Raw genomic sequence first — 23,849 nt, 5'->3', positions numbered from 1 at the left:
GTCCCTGCATGGATTTTCCTTTATCGGGTGAGCCGAAATTAGGATCAATCCGATGGCCAAAGACAAGAAAAAGAAAATTCAACGCCCCAAGGCTTTGCCGCCCAAAGGGTTTCGCGACTATTTCGGGGCTGAAGTGGATGAACGCAGCGAGATGCTGCGTGAAATCACGGCTGTTTACCATCGTTACGGGTTCGATCCGCTGGAATCATCTGCCGTTGAAACGGTAGAGGCGCTGGGCAAGTTTCTCCCCGATGTGGACCGCCCCAATGAAGGTGTTTTTGCGTGGCAGGACGAAGACGACTCGTGGATGGCCTTGCGCTATGACCTGACTGCTCCACTGGCCCGTGTCTATGCCCAGCACCGCAATGATCTGCCGTCCCCTTACCGCCGCTTTGCGATGGGTCCGGTCTGGCGCAACGAAAAGCCGGGGCCGGGGCGCTATCGCCAGTTTTATCAATGCGATGCGGATACCGTTGGCACGGCGAGCATGGCAGCAGATGCGGAAATCTGCGCGATGCTGTCTGACACGCTGGAGGCTGTCGGCATCCCGCGCGGCGATTACATCATCCGTGTGAACAACCGAAAGGTTTTGAACGGTGTGCTGGAAGTTGCCGGTCTGTCCGGCGACGACAAGGAAACCGAGCGGGGCATCGTGCTGCGGGCCATCGACAAGCTGGACCGTCTGGGACTGGATGGCGTGCGGGCCTTGCTGGGTGAGGGGCGCAAGGATGCTTCGGGCGACTTCACCAAAGGGGCGGGCCTGTCGGACGAACAGGCCGATGTGGTCATGGGCTTCATGAGCGCCAAGCGCGATACAGGCGCTGAAACCTGCGCCCGGCTGTCCGAACTGGTTCAAGGCTCGGAGATCGGTGCAAAAGGTGTTGCCGAACTTGAAGAAATTGCCAGCCTGCTGGACGCGCAGGGCTATGGTCCTGACCGGATAGACATTGACCCCTCAGTGGTGCGCGGCCTTGGCTATTATACCGGCCCCGTCTACGAGGCTGAACTGACCTTTGAAATCCTCGACGAAAAGGGGCGCAAGCGGCAGTTCGGCTCTGTTGCGGGGGGCGGGCGTTATGACGATCTGGTCAAACGTTTCACCGGACAGGAAGTGCCTGCGACCGGCGTTTCTATCGGTGTGGACCGTCTGCTGGCCGCACTGCGCGAAAAGGGCCGGATCAACAGCACAGCCAAAGGGCCGGTGGTTGTGACCGTGATGGACCGCGACCGCATGTCGGATTATCAGGCGATGGTGTCAGAACTGCGCAACGCGGGCATCCGCGCCGAAGTTTATCTCGGCAATCCCAAGAATTTCGGCAACCAGTTGAAATACGCCGACAAACGCCAAAGCCCTGTGGCGATTATCGAGGGCGGCGACGAGAAGGATCGCGGCGTGGTGCAGATCAAGGATCTGGCCCTTGGGGCGCGGCTGGCGGCGGAAATCGAGACCTCGGAAGAATGGAAAGCCCAGCCTGCGCAAAAGGAAATCGCGCGCACTGATCTGGTGGCCGAAGTCAAAGCCATGATCGCACGGGCGGCGGAGTGATGAAGAACGACAGACGCGCCCGCATCAAGGAAGTGGCCGACAGGCTCTCGGCGGGGTTTGTTTCGGCGGGGGCCTTGCCGGTAGAAACCGACAGTCTGCTGCCTGCGGATGTACTGTTGGATCTTTACGGCGAGGATATTCGCGCACGGGCCTATGTGACCCATGATCCCTTGCAGGGTGAACAGATGTTGCGGCCCGATTTTACTGTGCCCATCGTGCAGCGCCATATGGCCGAGGGCGCGGAACCGGCGCGATATACCTATAACGGCAATGTCTGGCGCAAACAGTCCGGCGGTCGTCCTGCGGAATATACCCAAGTCGGATACGAGCTTTTTGACCGCACCGATCCTGCCGGTGCCGATGCCGAAGTCTTTGCAATGTTTTCCGGAATGCTCGCAGGGTATCCCCTGAAGGTGACAACGGGGGATATGGGGGTTTTGCTGGCCGCGGTGGACGGATTGAAAACCACCGACCGCCGCCGCGCCGCGCTGCGCCGTCATGTCTGGCGTCCGGTGCGCTTTGTGCGATTGCTGGAACGCTATGGCGGGATGACGCCGCCACCCGAAACCCGCAGCGCGCTGCTGGCGCAGGTTGCGGAACTTGGAGCGGAAAAAGTGCTGGAACAGGCCGGAACACCGCAGGGATTACGCTCTGAACAAGAGGTTCTGGCGCGGATTGCTCTGTTACAACAGGACAGTGCAGCCGGTCCGGTCTCTGCCGAAGAGGTTCAGATGCTGGAACAGGTGCTGGCGCTGAAGGACACCTCGACCGCCGCCTTAGACCAGTTGCGGGACATGGCCGCCAGCTTTCCGGCACTTCAGGCGCCTGCGGATGCGATGGAGGATCGTCTCAAGGCAATGGCCGCCCGCCGTGTGGATGTGGACAACCTGCCGTTTGAGGTCTCTTTCGGGCGCACATCTATGGAATATTACGACGGTTTCGTTTTCGGCTTTACCGCACCCGACCGCCCCGACCTGCCGGTGGTGGCCAGCGGCGGGCGCTATGATGCGCTGACCCGCGTGTTGGGGCAGGGACGCTCTATCGCTGCTGTCGGTGGGGTGATCCGCCCCGAAACGCTGGTGGCCGTGCAGGAGGGTGCAGTATGAACCTGAAGCTCGGGATTCCGTCCAAGGGGCGGTTGCAGGACAAGACCATCGACTGGTTTGCCCAGCATGGCATCACTGTTCAGCGCACCGGATCGGACCGCGAATATGCCGGTCAGGTGCTGGGGGTGGATAATGTCGAACTGGTGTTGCTCTCGGCGGGGGAAATCCCCAAGGAACTGGCCGCAGGGCGTATCCATCTGGGGGTGACGGGCACCGATCTCGTCCGTGAAAAAATGCCCCGTTGGTCCGACATTGTGGCCGAGGTGGAACCGCTTGGCTTTGGACATGCGGATCTGGTGATCGCTGTACCCGATTGTTGGGTCGATGTGACCACGGTGGACGATCTGGATGCAGCGGCGGCGCAGTTTCGCGCCGATCACGGCTTTCGCCTGCGCATTGCCACCAAATATCACGGCTTGGTGCGCAATTATCTAAGCGGCGAAGGCGTGGCAGATTACCAATTGGTAGACAGTCAGGGCGCAACCGAAGGCACGGTCAAGAACCTGACCGCCGAAGCGATTGCCGACATCACGTCAACGGGCGACACGCTGCGGGCCAACGGTCTGCGCATCCTGTCAGACGGTCTGATCCTGCAATCACAGGCCACGATGTATGCCAGCAAAACAGCCGAATGGGACGCCGATGCGCTGTCTGCATGGGGCGGTTTTGCCAAAGGCTGTGGCTGGGCCGAAACGCCCTTCTAAGGGTCTTCAAGTTTTCCGCGTTACGGCGCGGGATGCTTAACTGGACGCCTGATCGACACAACTGCCGGTTTTAGCGTCCCAGCTTTGCCCTGTCGGGCAGGATGCTGCGGTGTCGTGAGAACTGTTGCAGCCGGCTGCAAAGGCCAGTGCCGGTGCCAGCGTCAACAGGGTGGAAAGTAGAATTGTTTTCATATTCAAACCTCCTAATCCGGTAAACATAGCAGATTTTTTAAGGTTTTTCGATGGAAACCTGACAGGGTCGCAGTACCGGCACTAACGCAGGCCAATATCCGCCAGTGCCAGCGCCAGTTCCTTGGGCAGTTCATCGTCGGATTTGCGCGAATCCGGCAGGTCGGCGGGGGCGTCCTCTGGCTTGAGATACCGCCAGCCCTGAAACGGGCGGCGCAGGGCGCTAGAGGTGCGGATCAGTTTCGGCTCCATCAGAATGGCACAGCGGCGCACACCGTCCGCGCCCGTAACCTCGTCCAGACGCACGATATTCTGACGGGCCTGCACAAAGCCCTTGATCACCCAATAGAGCGATCCGCCATTAAGCAGCGCCTCCTCCTGTTTGGGCCACATGCGGGTGATGTGGCTGGGCAGATAGGTGCCGCCGCCGGATTTCGCCCGCAGCGCGATTGCTGTTTCCAGATCCTCGTAGCTGTCGATGCCGACGCAAAGCTTGATCAAGTTGATGTGTTTTTTTGACATGGTATCGCTAGATATAGTATGGTTAACGTCAGATTAAAGCGATTCCTTTGCAGGTGAAAGCGTATTAACTGCCCAGAATCGTTTGACGCCTCGTGACACAACATCTAGGAACGGGGCTCCGCCAAACAACCACGCGACCGAACACAAGGCTTACTGATATGACCTCTTTTTCAGCTCCGATTGCCGAGCAAATCTGGGATATGAAATACCGTTTCAAAGACGCATCGGGAAAACCGATCGACGAAACTGTAGAGGATAGCTGGCGCCGTGTGGCCCGTGCGCTGGCCAAGGTTGAAGATACGCCGGACGTCTGGGAAGAGCGGTTTTATGATGCGCTTGAGGGCTTCAAATTCCTGCCAGCAGGCCGGATTCTCGCCGGTGCGGGAACCCAGCGCTCTGTGACGCTGTTCAACTGCTTCGTGATGGGCACGATTCCCGACAGTATGGCCGGTATTTTCGATATGCTGAAAGAGGCCGCGCTGACCATGCAGCAGGGCGGGGGGATCGGCTATGATTTCTCTCCGATCCGACCCAAAGGGGCCGAAGTGAAAGGCGTGGCGGCGGATGCGTCCGGCCCGTTGTCTTTCATGGATGTCTGGGACGCCATGTGCCGCACCATCATGTCTGCGGGTTCGCGCCGCGGCGCAATGATGGCAACCATGCGGTGTGACCATCCCGATGTAGAAGACTTCATCACCGCCAAACAGGACAGCGCCCGCCTGCGCATGTTCAACCTTTCTGTGCTGGTCACTGACCCCTTTATGGAAGCGGTGAAAGAGGACGGCCCATGGGAACTGACATGGGGTGACAAGGTCTACAAAACCGTGCAGGCGCGGGATTTGTGGAACCGGATCATGCAGTCCACCTATGATTATGCCGAACCGGGTGTGATTTTCATCGACCGGATCAACCAGAAGAACAACCTCAACTATTGCGAATCCATTGCCGCCACCAACCCTTGCGGCGAACAGCCTCTGCCGCCTTATGGTGCCTGTCTGCTTGGCTCGATCAATCTGGCGACAATGATCGAGAACGCCTTTGAGGGCAACGCCGCGCTGAACGAAAAGGCGCTGGATGAACTGGTAGCGACCGCCGTGCGGATGATGGACAACGTGGTGGATGCCAGCCAGTTCCCGTTGGAAGAACAACGGGTTGAGGCCCATGCCAAGCGCCGGATCGGTCTGGGCGTGACCGGACTTGCCGATGCCCTGCTGATGGTTGGCGCGCGTTATGGCTCTGAAGAGGGGGCCGCGCTGACCGAAGACTGGATGGGGCGCATTGCCCGTGCCGCCTATCGCGCCTCTGCCCGTCTGGCCGAAGAGAAGGGGGCCTTTCCGCTCTATGACGCCAAGGCGTTTCTGGACAACGATTCCATGCTGTCGATGGACGAAGAAACCCGCGCACTGGTGGCCGAGCACGGCATCCGCAACGCACTGCTGACCAGTGTTGCCCCGACCGGAACCATCAGCCTTTATGCGGGCAATGTTTCCAGCGGTATCGAACCGGTGTTTGCCTATTCCTACACCCGCAAAGTGTTGCAAAACGACGGGTCGCGTTCCGAAGAAGAAGTGGTGGATTACGCGGTGGACCTGTGGCGTCAGAAATTCGGGGACAAGGAACTGCCGGATTATTTTGTGAACGCCCAGACGCTCGCCCCGCTGGATCACGTCCGTATGCAGGCGGCAGCGCAGAAATGGATCGACAGTTCGATTTCCAAAACCATCAACTGCCCCGAAGATATTTCATTTGAGGATTTTAAAGAGGTCTATATGGCCGCTTGGGATCAGGGCTGTAAGGGCTGCACAACCTACCGCCCCAATGATGTAACCGGCTCGGTCCTAAGCGTGTCCGAAGAGACAGAGACCGCGCCGGAAATCGACACAGGCGCAGATGTTGTCTACATCGCAGAGCCGCTCGACCGGCCCGAGGCGCTGGACGGTCACACCTACAAGATGAAATGGCCCGAATCCGAACATGCCATCTACATCACCATCAACGACATCATCCAGAACGAGCAGCGCCGTCCGTTTGAAGTGTTCATCAACTCCAAAAACATGGAGCATTACGCATGGACACTGGCGCTGACACGGATGATCTCCGCTGTCTTCCGGCGCGGTGGCGATGTCTCCTTTGTGGTCGAGGAACTGAAAGCCGTGTTCGATCCGCGCGGTGGTGCCTGGGTGCGGGGGAAATACATCCCCTCCATGCTGGCCGCGATCGGCAGTGTGATCGAGGAACACATGATCCGCATCGGCTTTATAAACGGGGAAGGCCAGCACCTGAAAACCGACCCTCACGCCGAGATCATCCAGATGAACAGCCCCGCCCGCGGCAAAAGCTGCCCAAGCTGCGGCGGCATGGGCCTGCAAATGGTCGAAGGCTGCATGACCTGTCTGGACTGCGGCCACTCTAAATGCGGCTGAACGAGCGGCTGTGGGTATTGTTCTGACTACTAATAAACAGCCATCGGCCGGGTTAAAATGGCCATTTTACAAGCAAAATAAGTCAATCGGGCGGAAACGCCCGATTTTTGCGTTTTCGGGGGCGGTCAGGCTGGTGCGCGTTTGCCTCGGGTCAGGGCTAGCGCGACGCCGGTTGCGACCATTGCCAGTCCTGCGGCCTCGGCCATGCGGTCCGGTACCATCAGTCCAACCGCACCGCATCCGATGATCCCGCGTTCAAGGTAGGTGATTACGCCGACCTTGTAGAAATACCCCTCTAGTGCGCAGGACAGTGCGACCAGCGCCGAGATTGCGCTGCCGATGGCCAGAACGGTGGCAAGGACATCGCTGCTTTGCAACAGGAGCGCGGGTTCATAGACAAAGACGAACGGCAGGATAAACAGTGCAGCGCCAAGCCGCATCGAGGTAAATCCGGTCGCCATGCCCTTTGCTCCGGCAATCTGCGACGCGGCAATAGAGGCCAGCGCAACGGGTGGCGTGATATAGGACAGCATGCCCCAATAAAGCACGAACAAATGCGAACCGATGGGGGACAGACCCAACTTTACCAAAGCGGGCGCAAGGACGGTGGCCAGAAAAATATAACAGGCCGATACCGTCATCCCCATGCCCAGCACAAAGCTGGTGATCGCCCCCAGAACAAGCAGCAACAGGGTGCTTTGCCCGCCATATTGCACCAGCTCGCGCGAGAAAGCACCGCCAACGCCGGTGATCGCAAGAGAACCAACCACAAGCCCGACACCGCAAAGGGTTGCGATCAGATAGGAGATGTCTTTGGTCACGCCTTCAACCAGTCCCCGCGCTGCCGAAAGATCCGGAAGGCGGCGGTATCGCAGCAGAGAGAACACCAACATCAGCGCGGTCGCGTAATAGGCTGCGCGGGCGGGGCTGATCACGAACAACAGGACCACCAGTGCGGCCAGCGAAATAAGATGATGCCAGCCTTCGCGCACGACGGCGCTGACGAGAGGGATGTCTTGATCCTGTGTCGCGGCCAGCCCGTTGCGGGCTGCAAACAGGTCAACCTGCAGCAAAAGCGCAAAATAATAGAGCGCCGAAGGCACAATCGCGGCTACGATGATTGTGGTGTAGGGCATGTCGAGAAACGAGGCCATGATAAAGGCCACAGCCCCCATCACCGGCGGCATCAAGGTCCCGCCGGTGGAGGCACAGGCCTCGACCGCTCCGGCGTATCGGGGCGGATAGCCGGATTTCTTCATCGCAGAGATCGTCATGCGGCCTGTGGACAGCACGTTGGAGATGACCGAACCCGACAGCGACCCGAAAAGCGCACTGGACAGGATGGCGACCTTGGCCGATCCGCCACGCCGCCGCCCCATAAGCGCCGTTGACAGTTCCATGAAAAACCGCGCACCTCCGACAGTGTTCAGAACCGCCCCGAAGATGATGAAGCCCACAAGTGTATCGGCAACCACACGCAAGGGAATACCGATCAGGCTCTCCATGCCCATAACATGGGCTGCTGCGGTTTCCTGAAGGCTGAGCGACGGTCCCCAGAGAAAGCCCGGCATGTAATCGGCAAACAGCGGGTAGGCAGCGAAGAAGGCACAGATCGCCAGCAACAAAGAGCCGCTGGACCGGCGCAGGGATTCCAGCGCCAGCACCACCATCACGGTCGAGATTATCGCAGCCGTAAGGGGGGCCACCACATCCCAGCCTTGGGTGATGATCGACTCGGCGTGATAGGCCAGATAGCCGCCCGAGCCGAGCGCCAGTGCCGCCAGTCCCCAATCAAGCGGGCTGACGGCGGGATCGCCGTCTTGGGTCCGCGCCGGTATCAACAGAAAGGACGCGGCGAGGAAAAGCGCAACGATACTATAGTAGTAGCGGTTGGAGAGCAGTGGGAATATTCCCAGAACCGGCAGGTTGAAGGTTTGCAGCACGATGCCGGTAAGGCCGATGACCCCGAGCACACTGACAGCGATCCGCGCCGCACCCTTCAGGCGCTGTGGCGGATGCGGGCGCGGCGGGAGGGCCGTCTTGGTCGGGGTCTCGCTCATTACAGATCACCTTCATGACTCAAAGGCTCCCCCGCAGGCAGATGCACACGGGAGAGCAAAACCGCGCTGATCAGTTCAGCGCCTTACTGCGGTGTTCGGCCCAGAATGCAGGCCAGTCTTTGGCGGAAACGCCCTGATCATGGGCCGCATCCGTGGCAGCCTCCCAAGCGGCCTGAACTTTTTCCATCCGTGCAAGACGGGTCTCATGCCAGCTTTGGTCCTTGTCGGTCCAGACGCCGATTTCCTTCAGGTAGCGGATGGCGCCGGGGTGAAAGGGCGCGTCTTGCGGCGTGGTGCCGGCTTTTGCGATGTCCCAGTTGGGCATGGCCGCTGTTGCATCCTTGTAAAGACCAAAGGTGCCGTCGAGCGCCTTGATGAAGTTGTAAACCTCGTCTTCGTCGGCTTCTGCATAGACCGTCACCATCGGGTAGCGCACCGCAAAGATTTCTGCGGGACTGTCGCCCGTGATGCCTGCACCCGCGGTGGCTGTTGTGGGGGCAAAGAAGCTTGCAACATTGGTCACGGCTTCCCAGCCCTCGGCGTTGTCCTTGGGCAGCGGCACCCATGCAAGCCCGCGTGATGTGCCTTCCAGTTCATAAAGCGCAGAGGCGGTGGGGGTGGTGCCTGCCACATCGGCCTGACCGTCTACCAAAGCCCGCAGCGCCGCGCCATAAGAGGCGACTTCGACAACCTCCACATCGTCCCAGGACAGGCCGCCGAATGCCAGCATGGCCTCAACCTTGATGTTGATGGAGGGGTTCGCCTTGATGCGGGGCACCCGTTTGCCGCGAATGTCAGCGATGCTTTGAATGCCGCTGTCCTTTGATGTGGCCATCCCGAATGTGGAAGGACGTCCGGCCACGATCCGAAGATCCTGTGGTCCCCATTCCCGCACCTCAAAGTCGTAAATCGCTTCGGTTGCAAAAAAGACCTCATTGGCGAGCCAGCCGTATTGGACGCGGCCGGTTTTCAGCGGCAGCAGGCGGCCGATAGACGTACCTGATGGCATGATCCGCACTCTGGTGCCAAATTCCTTGCCAAAAGCATCCGCGATGGCGGAGGCTTCGGCATAGCCGCTAGAGCCAACATCATAGGTGGACCACAGCAACGAGCGCGGCAGTTCCGGTCCTTGCGCGGCGGCGGGCAACGCGCCTGCCAATGCCAGAGCCGCAGCCCCGAACAGGGTTTTTACAATCGGTTTCATAATACTCTCTCCCTTGGGTTTGGTGAATCGCGGTGACTTATCCGGTGCGCGTGTCAGGGGTGATGCCCTGTGCGGCCAGATCGTCAATTTCGGCGGTTGAAAATCCCGCTTCGGTCAGGATTTCGCTTCGGTGTTCGGCAAATTTCGGCGGCTGGCTGCGGAAACTGGCCGGCGTGTCGGCGGGTTTCACCGGCGATCCGAGGCCGCGGTAGGGGCCGATGTCCACGGTCATCTCGCGGTGTGCGGTGTGGGGATGGGTCAGCGCCTCTGCGATGTCAAGCACGGGTCCGGCGGGCACCCCCGAACGGATCAGATCATGGGCCAGTTCCGCGCCGTCGAAATCTTCCAGTGCGGTTTCCAGCGCGACCCGCAGGTCGGCGCGGTTGCGTACCCGTAACTCGTTCGAGGTAAAGCGGGGATCCGCCAGAATTTCGGGTGCGCCGATCACATCGCAAAGCCGCGCGAACTGGCGGTTGTTGCCAACGGACAGATAGACCGGACGCCCGCCTGTCGCATAGGTCGAATAGGGCGAGATATTGGGATGGTCGTTGCCGGTGCGGCTCGGCAATTTGCCTGACATGGCATAGTTTGCTGCATGGGGATGCAGCAGCGACAAGGCACTGTCATACAGCGCCGCCTCTACGAACTGGCCTTTGCCGCTGGTGCTGCGATGGTGCAGCGCCAGCAGGATGCCCTGAACCGCGTTCAGACCAGTGACCATATCAACCACCGGCAGGCCGACGCGGGTGGGTCCGCTGTCCTGCGTGCCGTTAACGCTCATCAAGCCGCCCATAGCCTGTAAAATTGCGTCATATCCCGGCAGGCCACCCAAGGGGCCGTCGGCGCCAAACCCGCTGACGCGGCAATGAATGAGGGCCGGAAACCGTTCTGACAGGACGTCATAGCCGATGCCCCATTTCTCAAGTGTTCCGGTTTTGAAATTCTCCAGCAAGATGTCCGCATCTTCCAGCAGCCGCAGCAGCACCGAACGGCCTTCCTCGCGGCCAAGATCAAGCGCAAGGGCGCGTTTGTTGCGGTTCAACCCCATGAAATAAGAGGCGGTTTCCTCGTGGAACGGTGGCCCCCAAGCGCGGGTTTCATCGCCCGCCGGAGGCTCCACCTTGATCACATCCGCGCCGTGATCGCCCAGTATCTGACCGGCAAACGGTCCACCCAACACGCGGGACAGATCAATGACCTTCAGCCCTTTCAGCGCGCCCGTGTTCACTGCGGCGCTCATTGTGCTGCCACTTTCTGGGCCGCCGCCAAAACGTCTCCCGCCAGAGCACGCTCCAGCAGTGCGGCGATCTGGTCGTCGTCCAGTGCAGCATCAGGGGTGTGGCCGAGCGGGTCCCGCGGGCTAAGTTTGTGTGCGATCACCGCCTGCGCCAGCAGATGCCGGTCCCCGCTATAGGTGCCGCGCTGTTGCAGCATGGCGTGTTCCCAGATCAGAAACACCGCTGAGGTGGCATTGTAGACCGCCGTTGCCGCGACACGGACGTCGTTCTCGCTGTCTCTGCTGCCCGCCACGGCTTCCAGAAAATCGGCAGCACGGGTAAAGATTTCGCGGATGTCCTCGGTGGAGGTTCCCTTGTCTTGCGCTTCGTCCAGCAACAGCGTGGTGTAGCTGCGCAATGCCTCTAGTGATCCGGCACGCCGTACCGCCCGCGCCACGTCCAGCGCCACGATGTTGCTTGTGCCCTCCCAGATCGAACCGAGATGGGAATCCCGCAAAACCCGAGCATCGGACCATTCTTCGATGTAACCGCAACCCCCGCGCACTTCCATGCCGTCGCCGGCAACCTTGCGGGCATCACGGCAGGTGCGGAACTTGATAAGCGGTGTCAGGATGCGCAGCACCTTGGCCTGTTCGCTGTCCCCTGCATCCGCCGCCTGAAGCACTTTGGCGGTGTGGAAAGTCATGGAGCGGGCCTGCTCGGTGGTGACGTGCATTTTCATCAACTGACGGCGCATCAGCGGCAGATCAATCAGCCGTTTGCCAAAGGCGGTGCGGTTTTTTGAGATAAACAACGCTTCTGCAACTGCGCGGCGCATCATACCCGCAGAGCGCACGCCATTGGCCAGACGGGACATGTTGATCATATCGGTCATTTGCTTGAAGCCCTGACCGGGGTCCCCGACCAGAAACGCGGTGGCCTCATCGAGGGCAATCTCACCGCTGGCCATGGATTTGGTGCCCATTTTATCCTTCAGCCGCAGAATACGATAGCTGTTCTTGGTGCCATCGGGCAGCGTGCGGGGCAGCAGGAACAGCGAAAGCCCTTTGGTGCCGGTTTCGCCGCTTTCAGGGCGGGCCAGCACCATACCAAGTGCGGCATCGGGGTTGGAGCAGAACCATTTGTCGCCGGTGATTTTCCAGACCCCGTCCACCAGTTTCGCCGTGGTTTCAATCGCCCCCACATCCGAACCTGCCACCTGTTCGGTCATGAACATCGAGCCTTGGAAGAGCTGGTCCATATCCTGCGAGGTAAGTTGGTCGAAATATTGATCTACCAGTTCCTTATCCCCGAATTTCACCAGCGTTCTGGTCAGGGAGTCGGTCATGGAAAGCGGGCAGCACAGACCGAATTCGGCCTGCACAAACAGATAGACCAACGCGTATTTGATCATCGGCGGCAGCGGCGTTTCAGCGCCGAACACGCCCGCGCGGTGAGACATGGCGGCCAGTCCGAATTCCCCAAAGGCATAACGCTCCAGTTCCTCATAGGCGGGGTGTTTGTGGACGGCTTCGTGATCCGCCCCGTTGCGGGCGCGGATTTGCAGGGTCGGCGGGTTCTTATCCGCTGTTAGCGCCAGTTCCTCCAGACGCTCTCCCACCAATGCGCCCATGCGCTCCAGCTCGGGGAGGAAGCGGTCTTGGTCGTCTTGCGCAAGATAAAGCCACGCCAGATCCTGAAGGGCTGTGTCCACGTCATAGGCGTTCATGCCCGAACTATCCGGAATGTTCTTGTGAATTTGCGGTGTCATACTGGCTCCTTGCGCGGCGGCGGTCTGGCTGATCGTTGATTTCTTGCAGGTTGGCAGGAGGTGTATTTTATTTCCAATACAGATATGGTATTTTACGATAGTATAATTGATATGGGTGAGCCCTATGGCCATTACATTCCGCCAGCTTCAGCAGTTTCTCATTCTCAGTAAGGAACTGCACTTCGGTCGCGCGGCAGAGAAGCTGAACATCTCGCAGCCGCCGCTGAGTATCAGCATCAGAAATCTTGAGGAAACCTTGGGATTTCTGTTGCTTGAGCGCAGCAAGCAGGGGGTCCGCCTGACCCCTGCGGGTGCCGAATTTGCCGAACATTGCGCCCGCATTCTCGGGCAGCTTGATACCGCCTGTGCGCTGGCGGAACAAAAGGCCAAGGGTGCTGCCGGATCGCTGGGGGTGTCGTTCGTGCCCTCCATGCTGTTTCGCAATTTGCCGCGTACGCTGCGCAGTTTTGAAGAGGAAAACCCCACCGCAGCGCTAGATCTGCACGAAATGAACACCAACACCCAGATCGAAAGCCTGCTGCAAGGCAGGGCGGATGTCGGTTTCATCCACGCTGTCCCGCTGCCTGCGGAGCTGAACAGCTTTACCATCGAAACAGAGCGGCTGGTGTGCTGCGTGCCCCGTCAACACCGGCTTGCGCGGCGCAGCCGGATCTCGATTTCGGAAATGGCGGGCGAGAAAGTTCTGGTGTTTTCCCGCGAATTTGCAGCCCATTATCACGACCGGATCGTTGCGCTTTTGCGCACAGCCGATGTGCAACCCTATGCGCCCTATCGCGTGCAACACTGGCTGACCGTCATCGCGCTGGTGGCGCAGGGGATGGGAATTTCACTGGTGCCACGCTCGCTGTCGCGGTCTTCGATGGCGGATGTCATCTACATAGAGGTTGAAGAGCCAAGCGCAGAGCATGAGGTGCAGATGATCTGGCAATCGAGCAGCGATAACAGCCTTACACAGACCTTCGTAAATTACGTGCAGCGTCGCGGCGTGCTGTGACTGTCCCGCTGTGGTCCGCTTGTGGGGATAAACCGGCGCGGGCAATAGCATTTTTTCCTTGATCCCGACCATTTGAACCATTGCAAACGGCGTTATTTGCGGCCTAGACACCGGCACGAAACCGACGTTAATTCCCAAGGATACGCCCATGCGCACTTATGCCCTTACAGTCACCTGCCAGTCCCGTCGTGGGATCGTCGCGGCCATTGCGGGGTATCTCGCGGAGCAGGGGTGCAACATCACCGACTCTGCCCAGTTTGACGACAAAGAGACCGGAAACTTCTTCATGCGGGTCAGCTTTGACGCAGAGGGCAGCGCCGGATTGGACGAACTGTCCGATGGGTTCAAAGATGCTGCGGCAAGTTTCAACATGAGCTATCAATTCCATGACGAGGCGGTCAAGATGAAGGTCGTGATCATGGTGTCCCGTTTCGGTCACTGCCTGAACGATCTGCTGTATCGCTGGCGCATCGGTGCGCTACCGATCGACATTGTGGCGGTGATTTCCAATCATATGGATTATCAGAAAGTAGTGGTGAACCACGATATTCCGTTCCACTGCATCAAGGTGATGAAAGAAAACAAGCCGGACGCAGAAGCGCGGATTATGGGCGTGGTCGAAGACACAGGCGCGGAACTGATCGTGCTGGCCCGCTACATGCAGATCCTTTCGGATGAGATGTGTCAGAAGATGTCCGGCCGGATCATCAACATCCACCATTCCTTCCTGCCGAGTTTCAAGGGCGCGAACCCCTACAAACAGGCGTTCCAGCGCGGTGTGAAACTGATCGGAGCGACGTCCCATTATGTGACCGCCGATCTTGATGAAGGTCCGATCATCGAACAGGATATTGTCCGTGTGACCCATGCCCAATCGCCAGAAGATTATGTCTCGCTCGGGCGGGATGTGGAAAGTCAGGTGCTCGCCCGTGCGATCCACGCCCATATCCACCAACGGGTGTTCCTGAACGGCACGAAAACCGTCGTCTTCCCTGCATCTCCCGGTTCCTATGCCTCAGAGCGCATGGGATAAGAGCGATCCAGACGGGGCAGAGCGGCCCGCTGCCACGTCAGGATCGGCGGGCCGTATTTGATGTGCGGCTTACTTTTTGAGGCGGAAATCCTGATGGCAGGCAGCGCAGGTTTTGGCGGTCAGGGTGAACAACTCGTCCACCGGCAGGACGGCATAGGATTTGAGATTATGGGGAACTGCCGCCGGTGTCTGACCCGAAGGCGGGTTTGCAGCGGCAAGGATCAAACCTTCGCCCTGTAGGGCAAGCCGTTCGGCCAGTTCAGAAAACCGCGCCCAGTCCTGCCAGATTTCAGGCCGCGCTTCGCTCGGGCCGTCAATGGAATCTTCGGGGAAGCCTTCCAGCATCGCAGCGCCGGCATGATCCCGCAGCGCCTGTGCTGCCACTGCAATCGCGTCCGGATCGGGGTTTTTGCTTTTGACCTGTCGGGCAATGGCCTTCATGGAACCTGCCAGCATAACCATGCCATCCATCCGCTCTTTGACCACGCCGGTGGCTTTGTCATGGGCCTGCGCGGGTATTGCAGCGGTCAGTAGCGCCATAAGAACTGCACCTGCAAGGCGCGATTGCGCTGCTTTTGTCGTCTGTGAAAAGGGCCGTGCGCCCTGGTATTTCCTGCGTTTCATAGGGTCTCCCTGATGTTGATTTTTGTGTCGATAGGGCGTCCAGCAGGGGGAATGTCAAGAATAAAGGCCGTGGTGCAACACCTGTGCGAAAAGCGGCCTGCTGCGGGTTTTGCTACTGTCTTGGCGTGGCTGATGGTTTTAGAACGGGCAAAACGAATAAAAGCAGAGACTAAATGATGCGGGTCGCAATTCTTGCAGCACTGGGCGTGATGCACGCCGGACAGGTACAGGCCGAAGGTTTTGCCTGGCCGAAACTGGATAATATCGTGGGCGTGTCGCGCCTGTTTAACAACGATTTTCTGGGCGATGGCAACGACCGCTGGCGCACCGGGTCTTATGAGGTCTCGGTGACGTTCGGGGAACAGGTGCTTGACGGGATGCCGGATACGCCGTTTGCCCTGATGCAATACCGGCTGCGCAGCGAAATCCTTGCGCCTGCGGATCTTTCGGTGCCATCGGCCTTTCCGGATCGTCCCTATGCGGGCGTCATCGGTCTGGGGGCTTTTACCCATTATGAAAAGGGCGGGTTCAACCTGTCGTATGGGGGCGAGCTGGTGTTTGTGGGCCCATCTACAGGTGTCGGGCGGTTCCAGAAATGGGCGCACAAGCAGATCGGCGCACAACAGCCCGCAATGCTCGGGGAGCAGCTGGGGGATCGGGTCTATCCAACGGTGCAGGGCGAAATCTCTAGGGATCTGCGGGCAGGGGATGCCCTGTTCCGTCCCTTCGCAGAGGCGCAGGCCGGTGTGGAAAGCTATGCCCGTATCGGCATGGATGCCGTATTTGGCCGGAACCTGTCGCGCAACTTTTTCGTACGCGAACCGGTTACGGGCCATCTGGTGTCCAATGTGCGCAGCAGTGACGCGCGCAGCTTCGGCTTTATGATGGGCGGGGATGTCGCCTATGTAAGTGACAGCAAGCTGCTGCCCGAGAGCCGTGGCTATACCGTTGAAAACATGCGCCCCCGCGCCCGTGCCGGATTTGTCTATGAAGGCGAAAGTGCCGGTCTGTTCTATGGTCTGACGTGGCTTGGCAAGGAATTTGAAGGCCAAAGCGACAGTCAGGTGACGGGTTCCCTCAACGTGAAATTCAATTTTTGAGAATTTGGCGGGCAGGGGCTGTTGACTCCGCCCGCACAAGGCTTATAAGCCGCCCATCCGCGCAAGCGGTTCATTGGTGTTGGTGGCCCCCGCAAGGGGATGCCTGTCGGGCTTCGGGAAACCGGATAAGACCAAAGGACAACGCCCTTCGAAACCTTAGAAGGAGAACAGCCGTGACAAAACGTACAGCTGCCAAATACAAAATTGACCGCCGCATGGGCGAAAACATCTGGGGTCGTCCTAAATCCCCGGTGAACCGTCGTGAATACGGACCCGGTGTACATGGTCAACGCCGCAAACAAAAACTGTCCGATTTCGGTATCCAGCTGCGCGCCAAGCAAAAGCTGAAAGGCTACTACGGCGATCTGACAGAAAAGCAATTCCGTCGCATCTACTCCGAAGCCGAGCGTGTAAAAGGCGACACAGGTGAAAACTTGATCGGTCTGCTGGAGCGTCGTCTGGACGCGGTTGTATACCGTGCGAAATTCGTTCCAACCGTATTCGCTGCCCGTCAGTTCGTGAACCACGGCCACGTGACAGTGAACGGCAAGAAAGTGAACATCCCGTCCTACCGCGTTCAAGAAGGTGACGTGATCGAAGTACGTGAGCGTTCCAAGCAAATGGCGCTGGTCATGGAAGCACTGGGCAGCAACGAGCGTGACTTTGCAGAATACCTGACTGTAGACGCCAGCAAAATGCGCGCCGAGTTCGTTCGCACCCCAGGGCTGGCCGATGTGCCTTACCCTGTTGTGATGGAACCGAACCTGGTGGTGGAATTCTACGCGAAGAACTAATCTTCGCCGCACCATTCAGAATTCAAGGCCGTTCCCTTCGGGAGCGGCCTTTTTCGTTGGCGCGGTGGTCGGGCGGAGATATGCAAACCGACCGCCCCTGCCGTACAGCGAGCCGCTGTTACCGGCGCTTACGCGCACTGCGGCCTGCCTTTGAGGGGCGCTTAGTCGTCGCCGCAGATGGATTGCAGGGCGATCCATTCCGCGTCGTTCAGTTCCAGCCGGTAGTTTTCAGGGTAGGGGTCGCGGGCAATCAGCTCTGCGGTGGTTTTTCCGCTGTTGTCCAGAGCATAGGCATAGGGCGTAGAGGTCATCTGCGCCTCCTTAAAGACGGCCAGCAGGGTTTCCGTGTCTGCCCGCATCAAAGGTGCAGTCAGTTCCTGACGGGCATAGCCGGCCAACGCTTGGTCGGGGAGATCCCCGTTCGCGATAAAGGTCAGGGTGCGCCGCGTGCCGATTTTGCGGAACATCCGCTTCATCGGATCATCCTGCGCGGCAATCGCCCGTTCGCGCAGCACGAAACCGGCTGCGATTTCGGGACCGGCGTTTTCCTCGATCAGCACACGGTTCAGCAAGATATTACCACCGGGCAGATGGGCCGCGAACCGCGCCCCCAGATCGACGATATGAATTTCACCGCCATCGGGCAGCAGCCAGTTCTGGAACTTCTCCAATGCCGCCCGTCCCAGAGGGTCCTGACAGGCTGTTCCGGTCAGAACATCAGTCTGGAGCAGCACTTTTTGCCCGATCTGATGGGCTTTGGCCGCCGGAAGGATGCGCGTTGCGTAATCTGCCGAGATCGACGGCAGCCAGAACAGCAAAATACCAAGGCTTAGCGCCAGAAATACCGCGCCAAGCCCCCAGCGTAACCGGCCGGGGTGGGGCCCGGTCTTGCGAATGGCGCGGCGCACCTCTTCGATGGCGCCATTCATTGTTTCGTCGTCGATTTCCAGCGTCTCCGAACCGCTTTGATCCGGACTGTAGAGACGGGGACCATCGCCCGCTGTCAGGCTGCGCACGGCGGCAAGGGACCAATGGGTCAGCGGTTTGCCATTCGCATCAGACAACACCAGTGAGGACGCACCAAAGGACACGATCACCTCGCGTCGTTGATCCGCTTCGGATTCCCTCCAAAGCCCGATTGCCTCGAGCCGTTGATATTTCTTGAGCGCTGTCACTGCGTGCCTATATCGGCCTGTGGCCTGTTTTTTCAAGAATCATACACCGTCTTGTTGCATGTGTGTAGGCAATTCTCGGGCTTGCACAGAATCAGCTGTCAGCAGGGCTTTGACGCGAAATATCCCCTTTGCGCCGCCCTGCGCGGGCAGAGTCGCCCCTTATCAGGCCAGTGGGCGATTATTTGCGGGCCAGTAAGCTTTGCCTTGGTGCCAAAGATTGCAATACTGGGGCAAGAGGCGTAGGGGCTGACCTACACCCTTCCTTTTTGTTCCTGATGCCCGGAAGCTGTCATGCGTTATTCAGAGTATTTTCCGCCCCTTGAATGGTATACCCGCGTCAATAAAAACACAGTTGCAGCGGATGCCTATGCGGGGCTGATTAACGCGGCACTGGTGCTGCCCCAAGGCGTGGCCTTTGCAACGATTGCCGGGCTTCCACCGCAATACGGGCTGTTTACGGCGATTATCACGGCGATTGTGGCGGCTTTGTTCGGCTCTTCGATGATCATGATCTCGGGGCCGACAACGGCGATTTCGGCGGTTTTGTTTACCACCCTGTCAGATTTCGCAGCCCCCGGAACCATGCAGTATATCGAGATGGCTCTCACGTTGACGATCCTTGTGGGGCTGTTCCAGATCGCTGGGGGATTTGCGCGGCTCGGGGGGCTGGTCTCATTTGTGTCCCACTCGGTCATGACGGCCTTTACTATGGCGGCGGCGTTGTTGATCGCGGTCAGCCAGTTGGCGGGCGTGACGGGGATTGTGGTAGAGCGGGGCGGCAATATCGCAGAGCGACTGATGCGGCTGGCGGAGCATTGGGGGGATGTTAACCTTTATGCGCTGTTGATTGCAGGCACCACGCTTGCGCTGGCTGTCTTGATGCAGAAGTTCACGCCCAAACTGCCGGGGTTCCTGATTGCGCTGCTGGCAGGGTCCGCGCTGGCCTACGGGATTGATGCGGTCAATCACGGGGTAGAAATGGTCGGTGCCCTGCCCAGCATGATGCCACAACTGGCCCCGCCTACACCCAGTGTGCGGGACGTGGTGCAACTGGCCCCCGGTGCGGCTGCGATTGCCCTTGTCGGCGCGTTGGAGGCGATTTCGATCGGTCGCGCCTTTGCGGTGCGGCGGCGGGAGACCTTTGATACCAGTCAGGAAATGATCGGGCAGGGCCTGTCCAATGTGGTTGGCGGCTTTTTCCAGTGCTATGCGGGATCCGGTTCCTTCACCCGCAGCGGCGTGAATGCTACCGCAGGCGCCGTGACGCCCTTGTCCGGCATCTTTGCCAGCGGCTTTTTGTTGTTGATCCTGATCTTCATCGCCCCTTGGGTCGCCTATATCCCGAAACCTGCAATGGCGGGGCTGATCCTGCTGGTGGCCTATCGGTTGATCGAGTTTTCCGAACTGCGCCACATTATCACTAGCAGCCGTCCCGAGACCGTCATTCTGGTGCTGACACTGGCCGCCGGTCTGTTCATCGAACTGGATTTCGCGATTTATGTAGGGGTCATCGCCTCGCTGTGTGTGTTCATCTACGAAAGCTCCCATCCCGAACTGCCGGTGACAGCGCCGGTGCTGCAACCCGATGGCACCCGCAAGTTCCGCAATGTAGAGCATCAGGGCGTGACCGAATGCCCGCAGCTTATGATCTTCCGGCTGGATGGTCCGCTGTATTTTGGCAGCGTCGAGAACGTGGCCAAAGCCTATAAGAAAAACTGCGCCCGTGATCCGCGCCAGATTCACAAGATCCTGTATATGAAGGGGGTCGGAAAGACCGATCTGGCAGGGGCGGATTTTCTGATTCAGGCGATACGGGACGCCAAGGCCGAAGGCGGGTCTTTCCGCATTGTCGCCCTGTTTCCGCCGCTGGTGGACAGCCTTTACCGCTTTCACGTGATTGACGAGCTGGGGGAGGAAAACCTCCACTCCAACAAGAGCGACGCGGTCAGCGCGGCGATGAACGACCTTAGTCGCAACATCTGCGAAGGATGTTTGCGCGATGTCTTCTGGGAATGTGACAACGTGATGCGCAGGGACGACTGATCCCTGCGCATGGGGTTGGTTGCGGCTAGAGCGTCTTGGCGATTTTGCGCAGCTCGAATTTCTGGATTTTGCCGGTGCTGGTCTTGGGCAGTTCCTGATAGATCACCGTCTTGGGGCATTTGAATCCGGCCAGATGGGCACGGGTGTGGGCGATGATCTCTTCGGGGGTTGGGGCGGTGGCATCCTCTTTCAGCTCGATAAAGGCGCAAGGGGTTTCGCCCCATTGCTCATCCGGTCTGGCCACCACCGCACAAAGCGACACCGCAGGGTGGGACATCAGCGTGTTTTCCACTTCGACCGAGGAAATATTCTCTCCACCTGAAATGATGATGTCCTTCATCCGGTCGGTGATCTGGATATAGCCGTCCGGATGGCGTACAGCGATGTCACCGGAGCGAAAAGCGCCGCCGTCAAAGGCTTCTGCCGTGGCTTTGGGGTTCTTGTAATAGCCCTTCATCACCGCATTGCCGCGAATGACGATTTCCCCGATGGTTTTGCCGTCCCGCGGCACTGGCTGGCGGGTGTCCTGATCGACAACGTCGATGTCTTCCATCATCGGGTATTGCACCCCGACACGGGCCATTTTTGCATAGCGTTCTTCGGCGGGCAGGGCGGCCCAGTCGTCCGGTTCAACACATTCGGTGACATGGCCATAGGTTTCCGTCAGCCCGTAGACCTGCATTACCCGAAAGCCCAGTGCCTCGGCCCCTTTGATCGTCGCGGGGGAGGGCGGCGCACCGGCGGTGATGACGTTAACCGTGTGATCAAAGGCGGCGCGATCCTCAGGCTTGGCGTTGATCAGGGTGTTCAGAACGATCGGCGCGCCGCCGAAATGGGTGATCTTTTCTGCTGCAATCGCTGCGAAAATCGCCTTGGCGGTCATATCACGGCAAAAGGTGATCTGCCCGCCAAGCGATGGCATCATCCACGTGTGGTTCCAGCCGTTGCAGTGAAACAGCGGCACAATGGTCAGATATTTCGGATACAGCCCGATTTCCCAGCTAAGCGCAGTGCCCATTGTCATCAGATAGGCGCCCCGATGATGACAGACGACGCCCTTTGGCCGTCCTGTGGTGCCCGAGGTGTAGTTGAGCGAAATCGCGTCCCATTCATCGTCCGGCAAATGCCATTTGAAGTCCGGATCGCCTGTGGCGATGAAATCCTCATATTCGATATGGGAGCCACTGGCAGGAAAGCCTGCCTTGGGGTCGGCCACTTCGATCACCTCGGGCGGGGTGCCGTCCATCAGGGCAATGGCGTCCAGTGCAAGGGGCAGGAACTGGCTGTCCGCCAGAACGATTTTGGTTTCCGCATGGCCAAAGATATAGGCGACCGTATCCGCATCAAGCCGCGTGTTGATGGTGTTCAAAACGCCACCGCACAGGGGCACGCCGAAATGGGCCTCGGCAATGGCGGGGATGTTAGGGCAGAGCGTCGAGACCACCTCGCCGGGTTTGATGCCTTTTGCGGCCAGTGCCGCGCCGAGCCGCGTGCAGCGTTCGTGAAATTCGCGGTAGCTGTGGCGGCGGTCGTGATAGACAGTGGCGGTGCGGTCGGGAAACACATCACGCGCCCGTGCCAGATGGCTGAGCGGGGTAAGGGGCACGAAGTTGGCCGGATTTTTGTCCAGTCCGGTTTCATCTGCCATCTGCGCCATATGTGTTCCTCCCAAAGCGTCGAAGTGCGAAAGCAACGATGCCCCGCGGCTGCCTGTTTTTCAATAAAATTTTCGCGGCGCTTTGGCGGAGCAGGTCACAAAGGGGGACAAGCCTTCGCGATTGCCTTGCGGTTGGCAGCGGGATCGCTAACGTGCCGTTATGATAATTTCCCACGGTCGCCAGTTTATCTTTGTGCATATCCCGAAAACGGGGGGCACCTCCCTTGCGCTTGCGCTGGAGCAGAAGGCGATGAAGGATGACATCCTGATCGGGGATACGCCCAAAGCACAACAACGGCGCAGAAGGTTGAAGGATGTAAAGACCAGCGGACGGCTGTGGAAACATTCCAAGCTGGCGGATGTTTACGGTCTGGTGGATCAGGACCAATTGGAGCGTTACTTCGTGTTCACACTGGTGCGCAATCCCTGGGACCGGATGGTCAGCTATTACCACTGGCTGCGGGGGCAGGATTTCGACCACCCTGCGGTGACGCTGGCCAAGGGCGTGGGTTTTTCGACGTTCCTGAATGATCGCACAACCCGCGCGTCCCTGTCCATTGACGGGGCAGCGCGGTATGTCAGTGACCGCGACGGGGTGGAACGCTGCAACCTGTTCCTGCGGCTTGAAAATCTGGCCGAGGATATAGCGCGGCTGGAGGCGGGGGTCGGTGTCAGATTGCCCCAGCCGCCCCATGAAAACCGGTCAGATCGCGGGCCGTATCAGCAATATTACTCCGCCGCTGATCAAGCGCTGGTGGCGGATATATTTGCCGCCGACATCGCGCGTTTCGCCTACCAGTTTGAAGGGTAGGCGATCCGCGTCATTCCCCCAGTTTGGCGTGGATTTCGTCCATATCCGGTTCGGACAAGGGTTCCTTGCGGCTGGGGTCGGTGGCGTCATATTTGAACAGCACGAAATCCCGTTTGTAAATTTCATAGACCAGATGCATGGACAGGTCGTCGAAATAATCTTCCACCGGATGGGCGCGCTTGGGCCCGTGGCCTTCGCTTTCGTTGAAACGGGGCATGGTGTCGATGTCGAGAGGATGCTTCACCTCGACGTTTTTCATGACCTCTTTCATACCCTCTTTGAAATTTTCGGTGGTGATCACCTTGTCATAGCGCCCGCCGTTCACAATCAGCGTGGAGGCATGGCCGGACACAGCGGACCAGTGGATGTCGGGATCCATCGGGCGGCGGTATTTGATGGTGTCCCGCGCGAACAGAAGGAACCGGCGAAAGGATTGAATCTGGTCGAAATCGCCCTCAACCTCGACCCCGTATTTGCGGATGATATTGGGCACCAGATTGCCGCGATAGCGTTTGCCATTGCGCTGGATGCCGCAGATTTTGTCGAAAAAGGCCGACAGAATCCGGGTATACGGATTGCGTACACAGGTAAAGGTATAGGTGTCCTGCGCCTTTACCCGATCGGTAATCGGCTTTTGGGAATAGTCCTGACTCCATTTATGCAGCCCTTGGGTGCTGTCGTGAATGTCGCCGTCAAAGTAATGCCCGTGGTCGGAGTAATACATGATCTGACCAATAGTCGAACACGCACATTTCGGAATCACGCGATAGACCAAGCTTTCGCTTTCGGTCATCCAGGTTCCTGGGAAGCCCATATCAATACTACTCCTGTTGTGGCGCCTTTGGCACCTGCCTT

Annotated in this window: 20 protein-coding genes; 10 read left to right on the top strand and 10 right to left on the bottom strand. The window is 58.8% G+C overall.

Annotation, left to right across the window (positions count from 1 at the left end; genetic code table 11):
• The first annotated feature begins 52 nt into the window (after nt 1–52).
• The 3 genes from hisS to hisG are packed head-to-tail and all read left to right on the top strand — an operon-like array spanning nt 53 to nt 3,356.
• Nucleotides 53–1,546: a histidine--tRNA ligase gene (gene hisS, locus BFV97_RS09770; protein WP_069300169.1), complete on the top strand. Its 1,494-nt coding sequence runs from the start codon at nt 53–55 to the stop codon at nt 1,544–1,546.
• Nucleotides 1,546–2,652 carry an ATP phosphoribosyltransferase regulatory subunit gene (locus BFV97_RS09765; protein WP_069300168.1) on the top strand — a complete coding sequence of 369 codons (1,107 nt, stop codon included), beginning with the start codon at nt 1,546–1,548 and terminating at the stop codon, nt 2,650–2,652. The genes hisS and BFV97_RS09765 overlap by 1 nt, the downstream gene beginning before the upstream one ends.
• Entirely contained in the window at nt 2,649–3,356 is a 708-nt protein-coding gene (hisG, locus tag BFV97_RS09760) for an ATP phosphoribosyltransferase (protein ID WP_069300167.1), read from the top strand. The genes BFV97_RS09765 and hisG overlap by 4 nt, the downstream gene beginning before the upstream one ends.
• A gap of 36 nt (nt 3,357–3,392) precedes the next feature.
• Here the strand turns inward: hisG and BFV97_RS18755 are convergent, their stop codons facing one another.
• On the bottom strand, nt 3,393–3,548 hold the full coding sequence (locus BFV97_RS18755) for a hypothetical protein (RefSeq protein ID WP_157888306.1): 156 nt from the start codon (nt 3,546–3,548) through the stop codon (nt 3,393–3,395).
• A gap of 81 nt (nt 3,549–3,629) precedes the next feature.
• Nucleotides 3,630–4,067, bottom strand: a complete 438-nt coding sequence (locus tag BFV97_RS09755; RefSeq protein WP_069300166.1) for a DUF1489 family protein — start codon at nt 4,065–4,067, stop codon at nt 3,630–3,632.
• A gap of 158 nt (nt 4,068–4,225) precedes the next feature.
• Between BFV97_RS09755 and BFV97_RS09750 the strand changes: the two genes are divergently transcribed.
• Nucleotides 4,226–6,490 (top strand): adenosylcobalamin-dependent ribonucleoside-diphosphate reductase, encoded by a 2,265-nt coding sequence (locus tag BFV97_RS09750; protein WP_069300165.1) that lies wholly within the window; start codon nt 4,226–4,228, stop codon nt 6,488–6,490.
• Nucleotides 6,491–6,615: 125 nt separating this feature from the next.
• Here BFV97_RS09750 and BFV97_RS09745 read toward each other — a convergent pair whose 3' ends face one another.
• The 4 genes from BFV97_RS09745 to BFV97_RS09730 all read right to left on the bottom strand — a co-directional run bounded on the left by BFV97_RS09745 (nt 6,616) and on the right by BFV97_RS09730 (nt 12,742).
• Nucleotides 6,616–8,550 carry a TRAP transporter permease gene (locus tag BFV97_RS09745; protein WP_069300164.1) on the bottom strand — a complete coding sequence of 645 codons (1,935 nt, stop codon included), beginning with the start codon at nt 8,548–8,550 and terminating at the stop codon, nt 6,616–6,618.
• A 70-nt stretch (nt 8,551–8,620) separates the two neighbouring features.
• Nucleotides 8,621–9,754, bottom strand: coding sequence for a TAXI family TRAP transporter solute-binding subunit (locus BFV97_RS09740; RefSeq protein ID WP_069300163.1), 1,134 nt, complete (start codon nt 9,752–9,754; stop codon nt 8,621–8,623).
• 37 nt (nt 9,755–9,791) lie between these two features.
• Nucleotides 9,792–10,994 (bottom strand): CaiB/BaiF CoA transferase family protein, encoded by a 1,203-nt coding sequence (locus tag BFV97_RS09735; protein ID WP_069300162.1) that lies wholly within the window; start codon nt 10,992–10,994, stop codon nt 9,792–9,794.
• A complete protein-coding gene (locus BFV97_RS09730; protein ID WP_069300161.1) occupies nt 10,991–12,742 on the bottom strand; it encodes an acyl-CoA dehydrogenase family protein in 1,752 nt (583 codons plus the stop codon). Before BFV97_RS09730 ends, BFV97_RS09735 begins: the two co-directional genes overlap by 4 nt.
• A gap of 124 nt (nt 12,743–12,866) precedes the next feature.
• Between BFV97_RS09730 and BFV97_RS09725 the strand changes: the two genes are divergently transcribed.
• Together BFV97_RS09725 and purU are read left to right on the top strand one after the other, a co-directional pair.
• On the top strand, nt 12,867–13,757 hold the full coding sequence (locus tag BFV97_RS09725) for a LysR family transcriptional regulator (RefSeq protein ID WP_083225585.1): 891 nt from the start codon (nt 12,867–12,869) through the stop codon (nt 13,755–13,757).
• Between the two features lie 148 nt (nt 13,758–13,905).
• Nucleotides 13,906–14,790, top strand: coding sequence for a formyltetrahydrofolate deformylase (purU, locus tag BFV97_RS09720; protein ID WP_069300160.1), 885 nt, complete (start codon nt 13,906–13,908; stop codon nt 14,788–14,790).
• Between the two features lie 69 nt (nt 14,791–14,859).
• Here purU and BFV97_RS09715 read toward each other — a convergent pair whose 3' ends face one another.
• Nucleotides 14,860–15,330 carry a c-type cytochrome gene (locus BFV97_RS09715; protein ID WP_069300290.1) on the bottom strand — a complete coding sequence of 157 codons (471 nt, stop codon included), beginning with the start codon at nt 15,328–15,330 and terminating at the stop codon, nt 14,860–14,862.
• Between the two features lie 257 nt (nt 15,331–15,587).
• Between BFV97_RS09715 and BFV97_RS09710 the strand changes: the two genes are divergently transcribed.
• Both BFV97_RS09710 and rpsD read left to right on the top strand, forming a co-directional pair.
• Entirely contained in the window at nt 15,588–16,514 is a 927-nt protein-coding gene (locus BFV97_RS09710; protein ID WP_083225583.1) for a lipid A-modifier LpxR family protein, read from the top strand.
• Nucleotides 16,515–16,687: 173 nt separating this feature from the next.
• Nucleotides 16,688–17,308 (top strand): 30S ribosomal protein S4, encoded by a 621-nt coding sequence (rpsD, locus tag BFV97_RS09705; protein ID WP_069300159.1) that lies wholly within the window; start codon nt 16,688–16,690, stop codon nt 17,306–17,308.
• A 161-nt stretch (nt 17,309–17,469) separates the two neighbouring features.
• Here rpsD and BFV97_RS09700 read toward each other — a convergent pair whose 3' ends face one another.
• Nucleotides 17,470–18,483, bottom strand: a complete 1,014-nt coding sequence (locus tag BFV97_RS09700; RefSeq protein ID WP_069300158.1) for a hypothetical protein — start codon at nt 18,481–18,483, stop codon at nt 17,470–17,472.
• Nucleotides 18,484–18,774: 291 nt separating this feature from the next.
• Between BFV97_RS09700 and BFV97_RS09695 the strand changes: the two genes are divergently transcribed.
• On the top strand, nt 18,775–20,526 hold the full coding sequence (locus BFV97_RS09695; protein ID WP_069300157.1) for a SulP family inorganic anion transporter: 1,752 nt from the start codon (nt 18,775–18,777) through the stop codon (nt 20,524–20,526).
• A 25-nt stretch (nt 20,527–20,551) separates the two neighbouring features.
• Here BFV97_RS09695 and BFV97_RS09690 read toward each other — a convergent pair whose 3' ends face one another.
• Nucleotides 20,552–22,183, bottom strand: coding sequence for an AMP-binding protein (locus BFV97_RS09690; RefSeq protein WP_069300156.1), 1,632 nt, complete (start codon nt 22,181–22,183; stop codon nt 20,552–20,554).
• Nucleotides 22,184–22,343: 160 nt separating this feature from the next.
• Between BFV97_RS09690 and BFV97_RS09685 the strand changes: the two genes are divergently transcribed.
• A complete protein-coding gene (locus tag BFV97_RS09685; protein WP_069300155.1) occupies nt 22,344–22,994 on the top strand; it encodes a sulfotransferase family 2 domain-containing protein in 651 nt (216 codons plus the stop codon).
• Nucleotides 22,995–23,004: 10 nt separating this feature from the next.
• Here BFV97_RS09685 and BFV97_RS09680 read toward each other — a convergent pair whose 3' ends face one another.
• Nucleotides 23,005–23,808 carry a sulfotransferase family protein gene (locus BFV97_RS09680; protein ID WP_069300154.1) on the bottom strand — a complete coding sequence of 268 codons (804 nt, stop codon included), beginning with the start codon at nt 23,806–23,808 and terminating at the stop codon, nt 23,005–23,007.
• Nucleotides 23,809–23,849: the final 41 nt, after the last annotated feature.

It is taken from the genome of Neptunicoccus sediminis (assembly GCF_001719615.1).
Lineage (GTDB): Bacteria > Pseudomonadota > Alphaproteobacteria > Rhodobacterales > Rhodobacteraceae > Amylibacter > Amylibacter sediminis.
The sequence above is the reverse complement of the archived record's forward strand: the minus strand, read 5'-3'. Positions and strand labels throughout refer to the sequence as shown.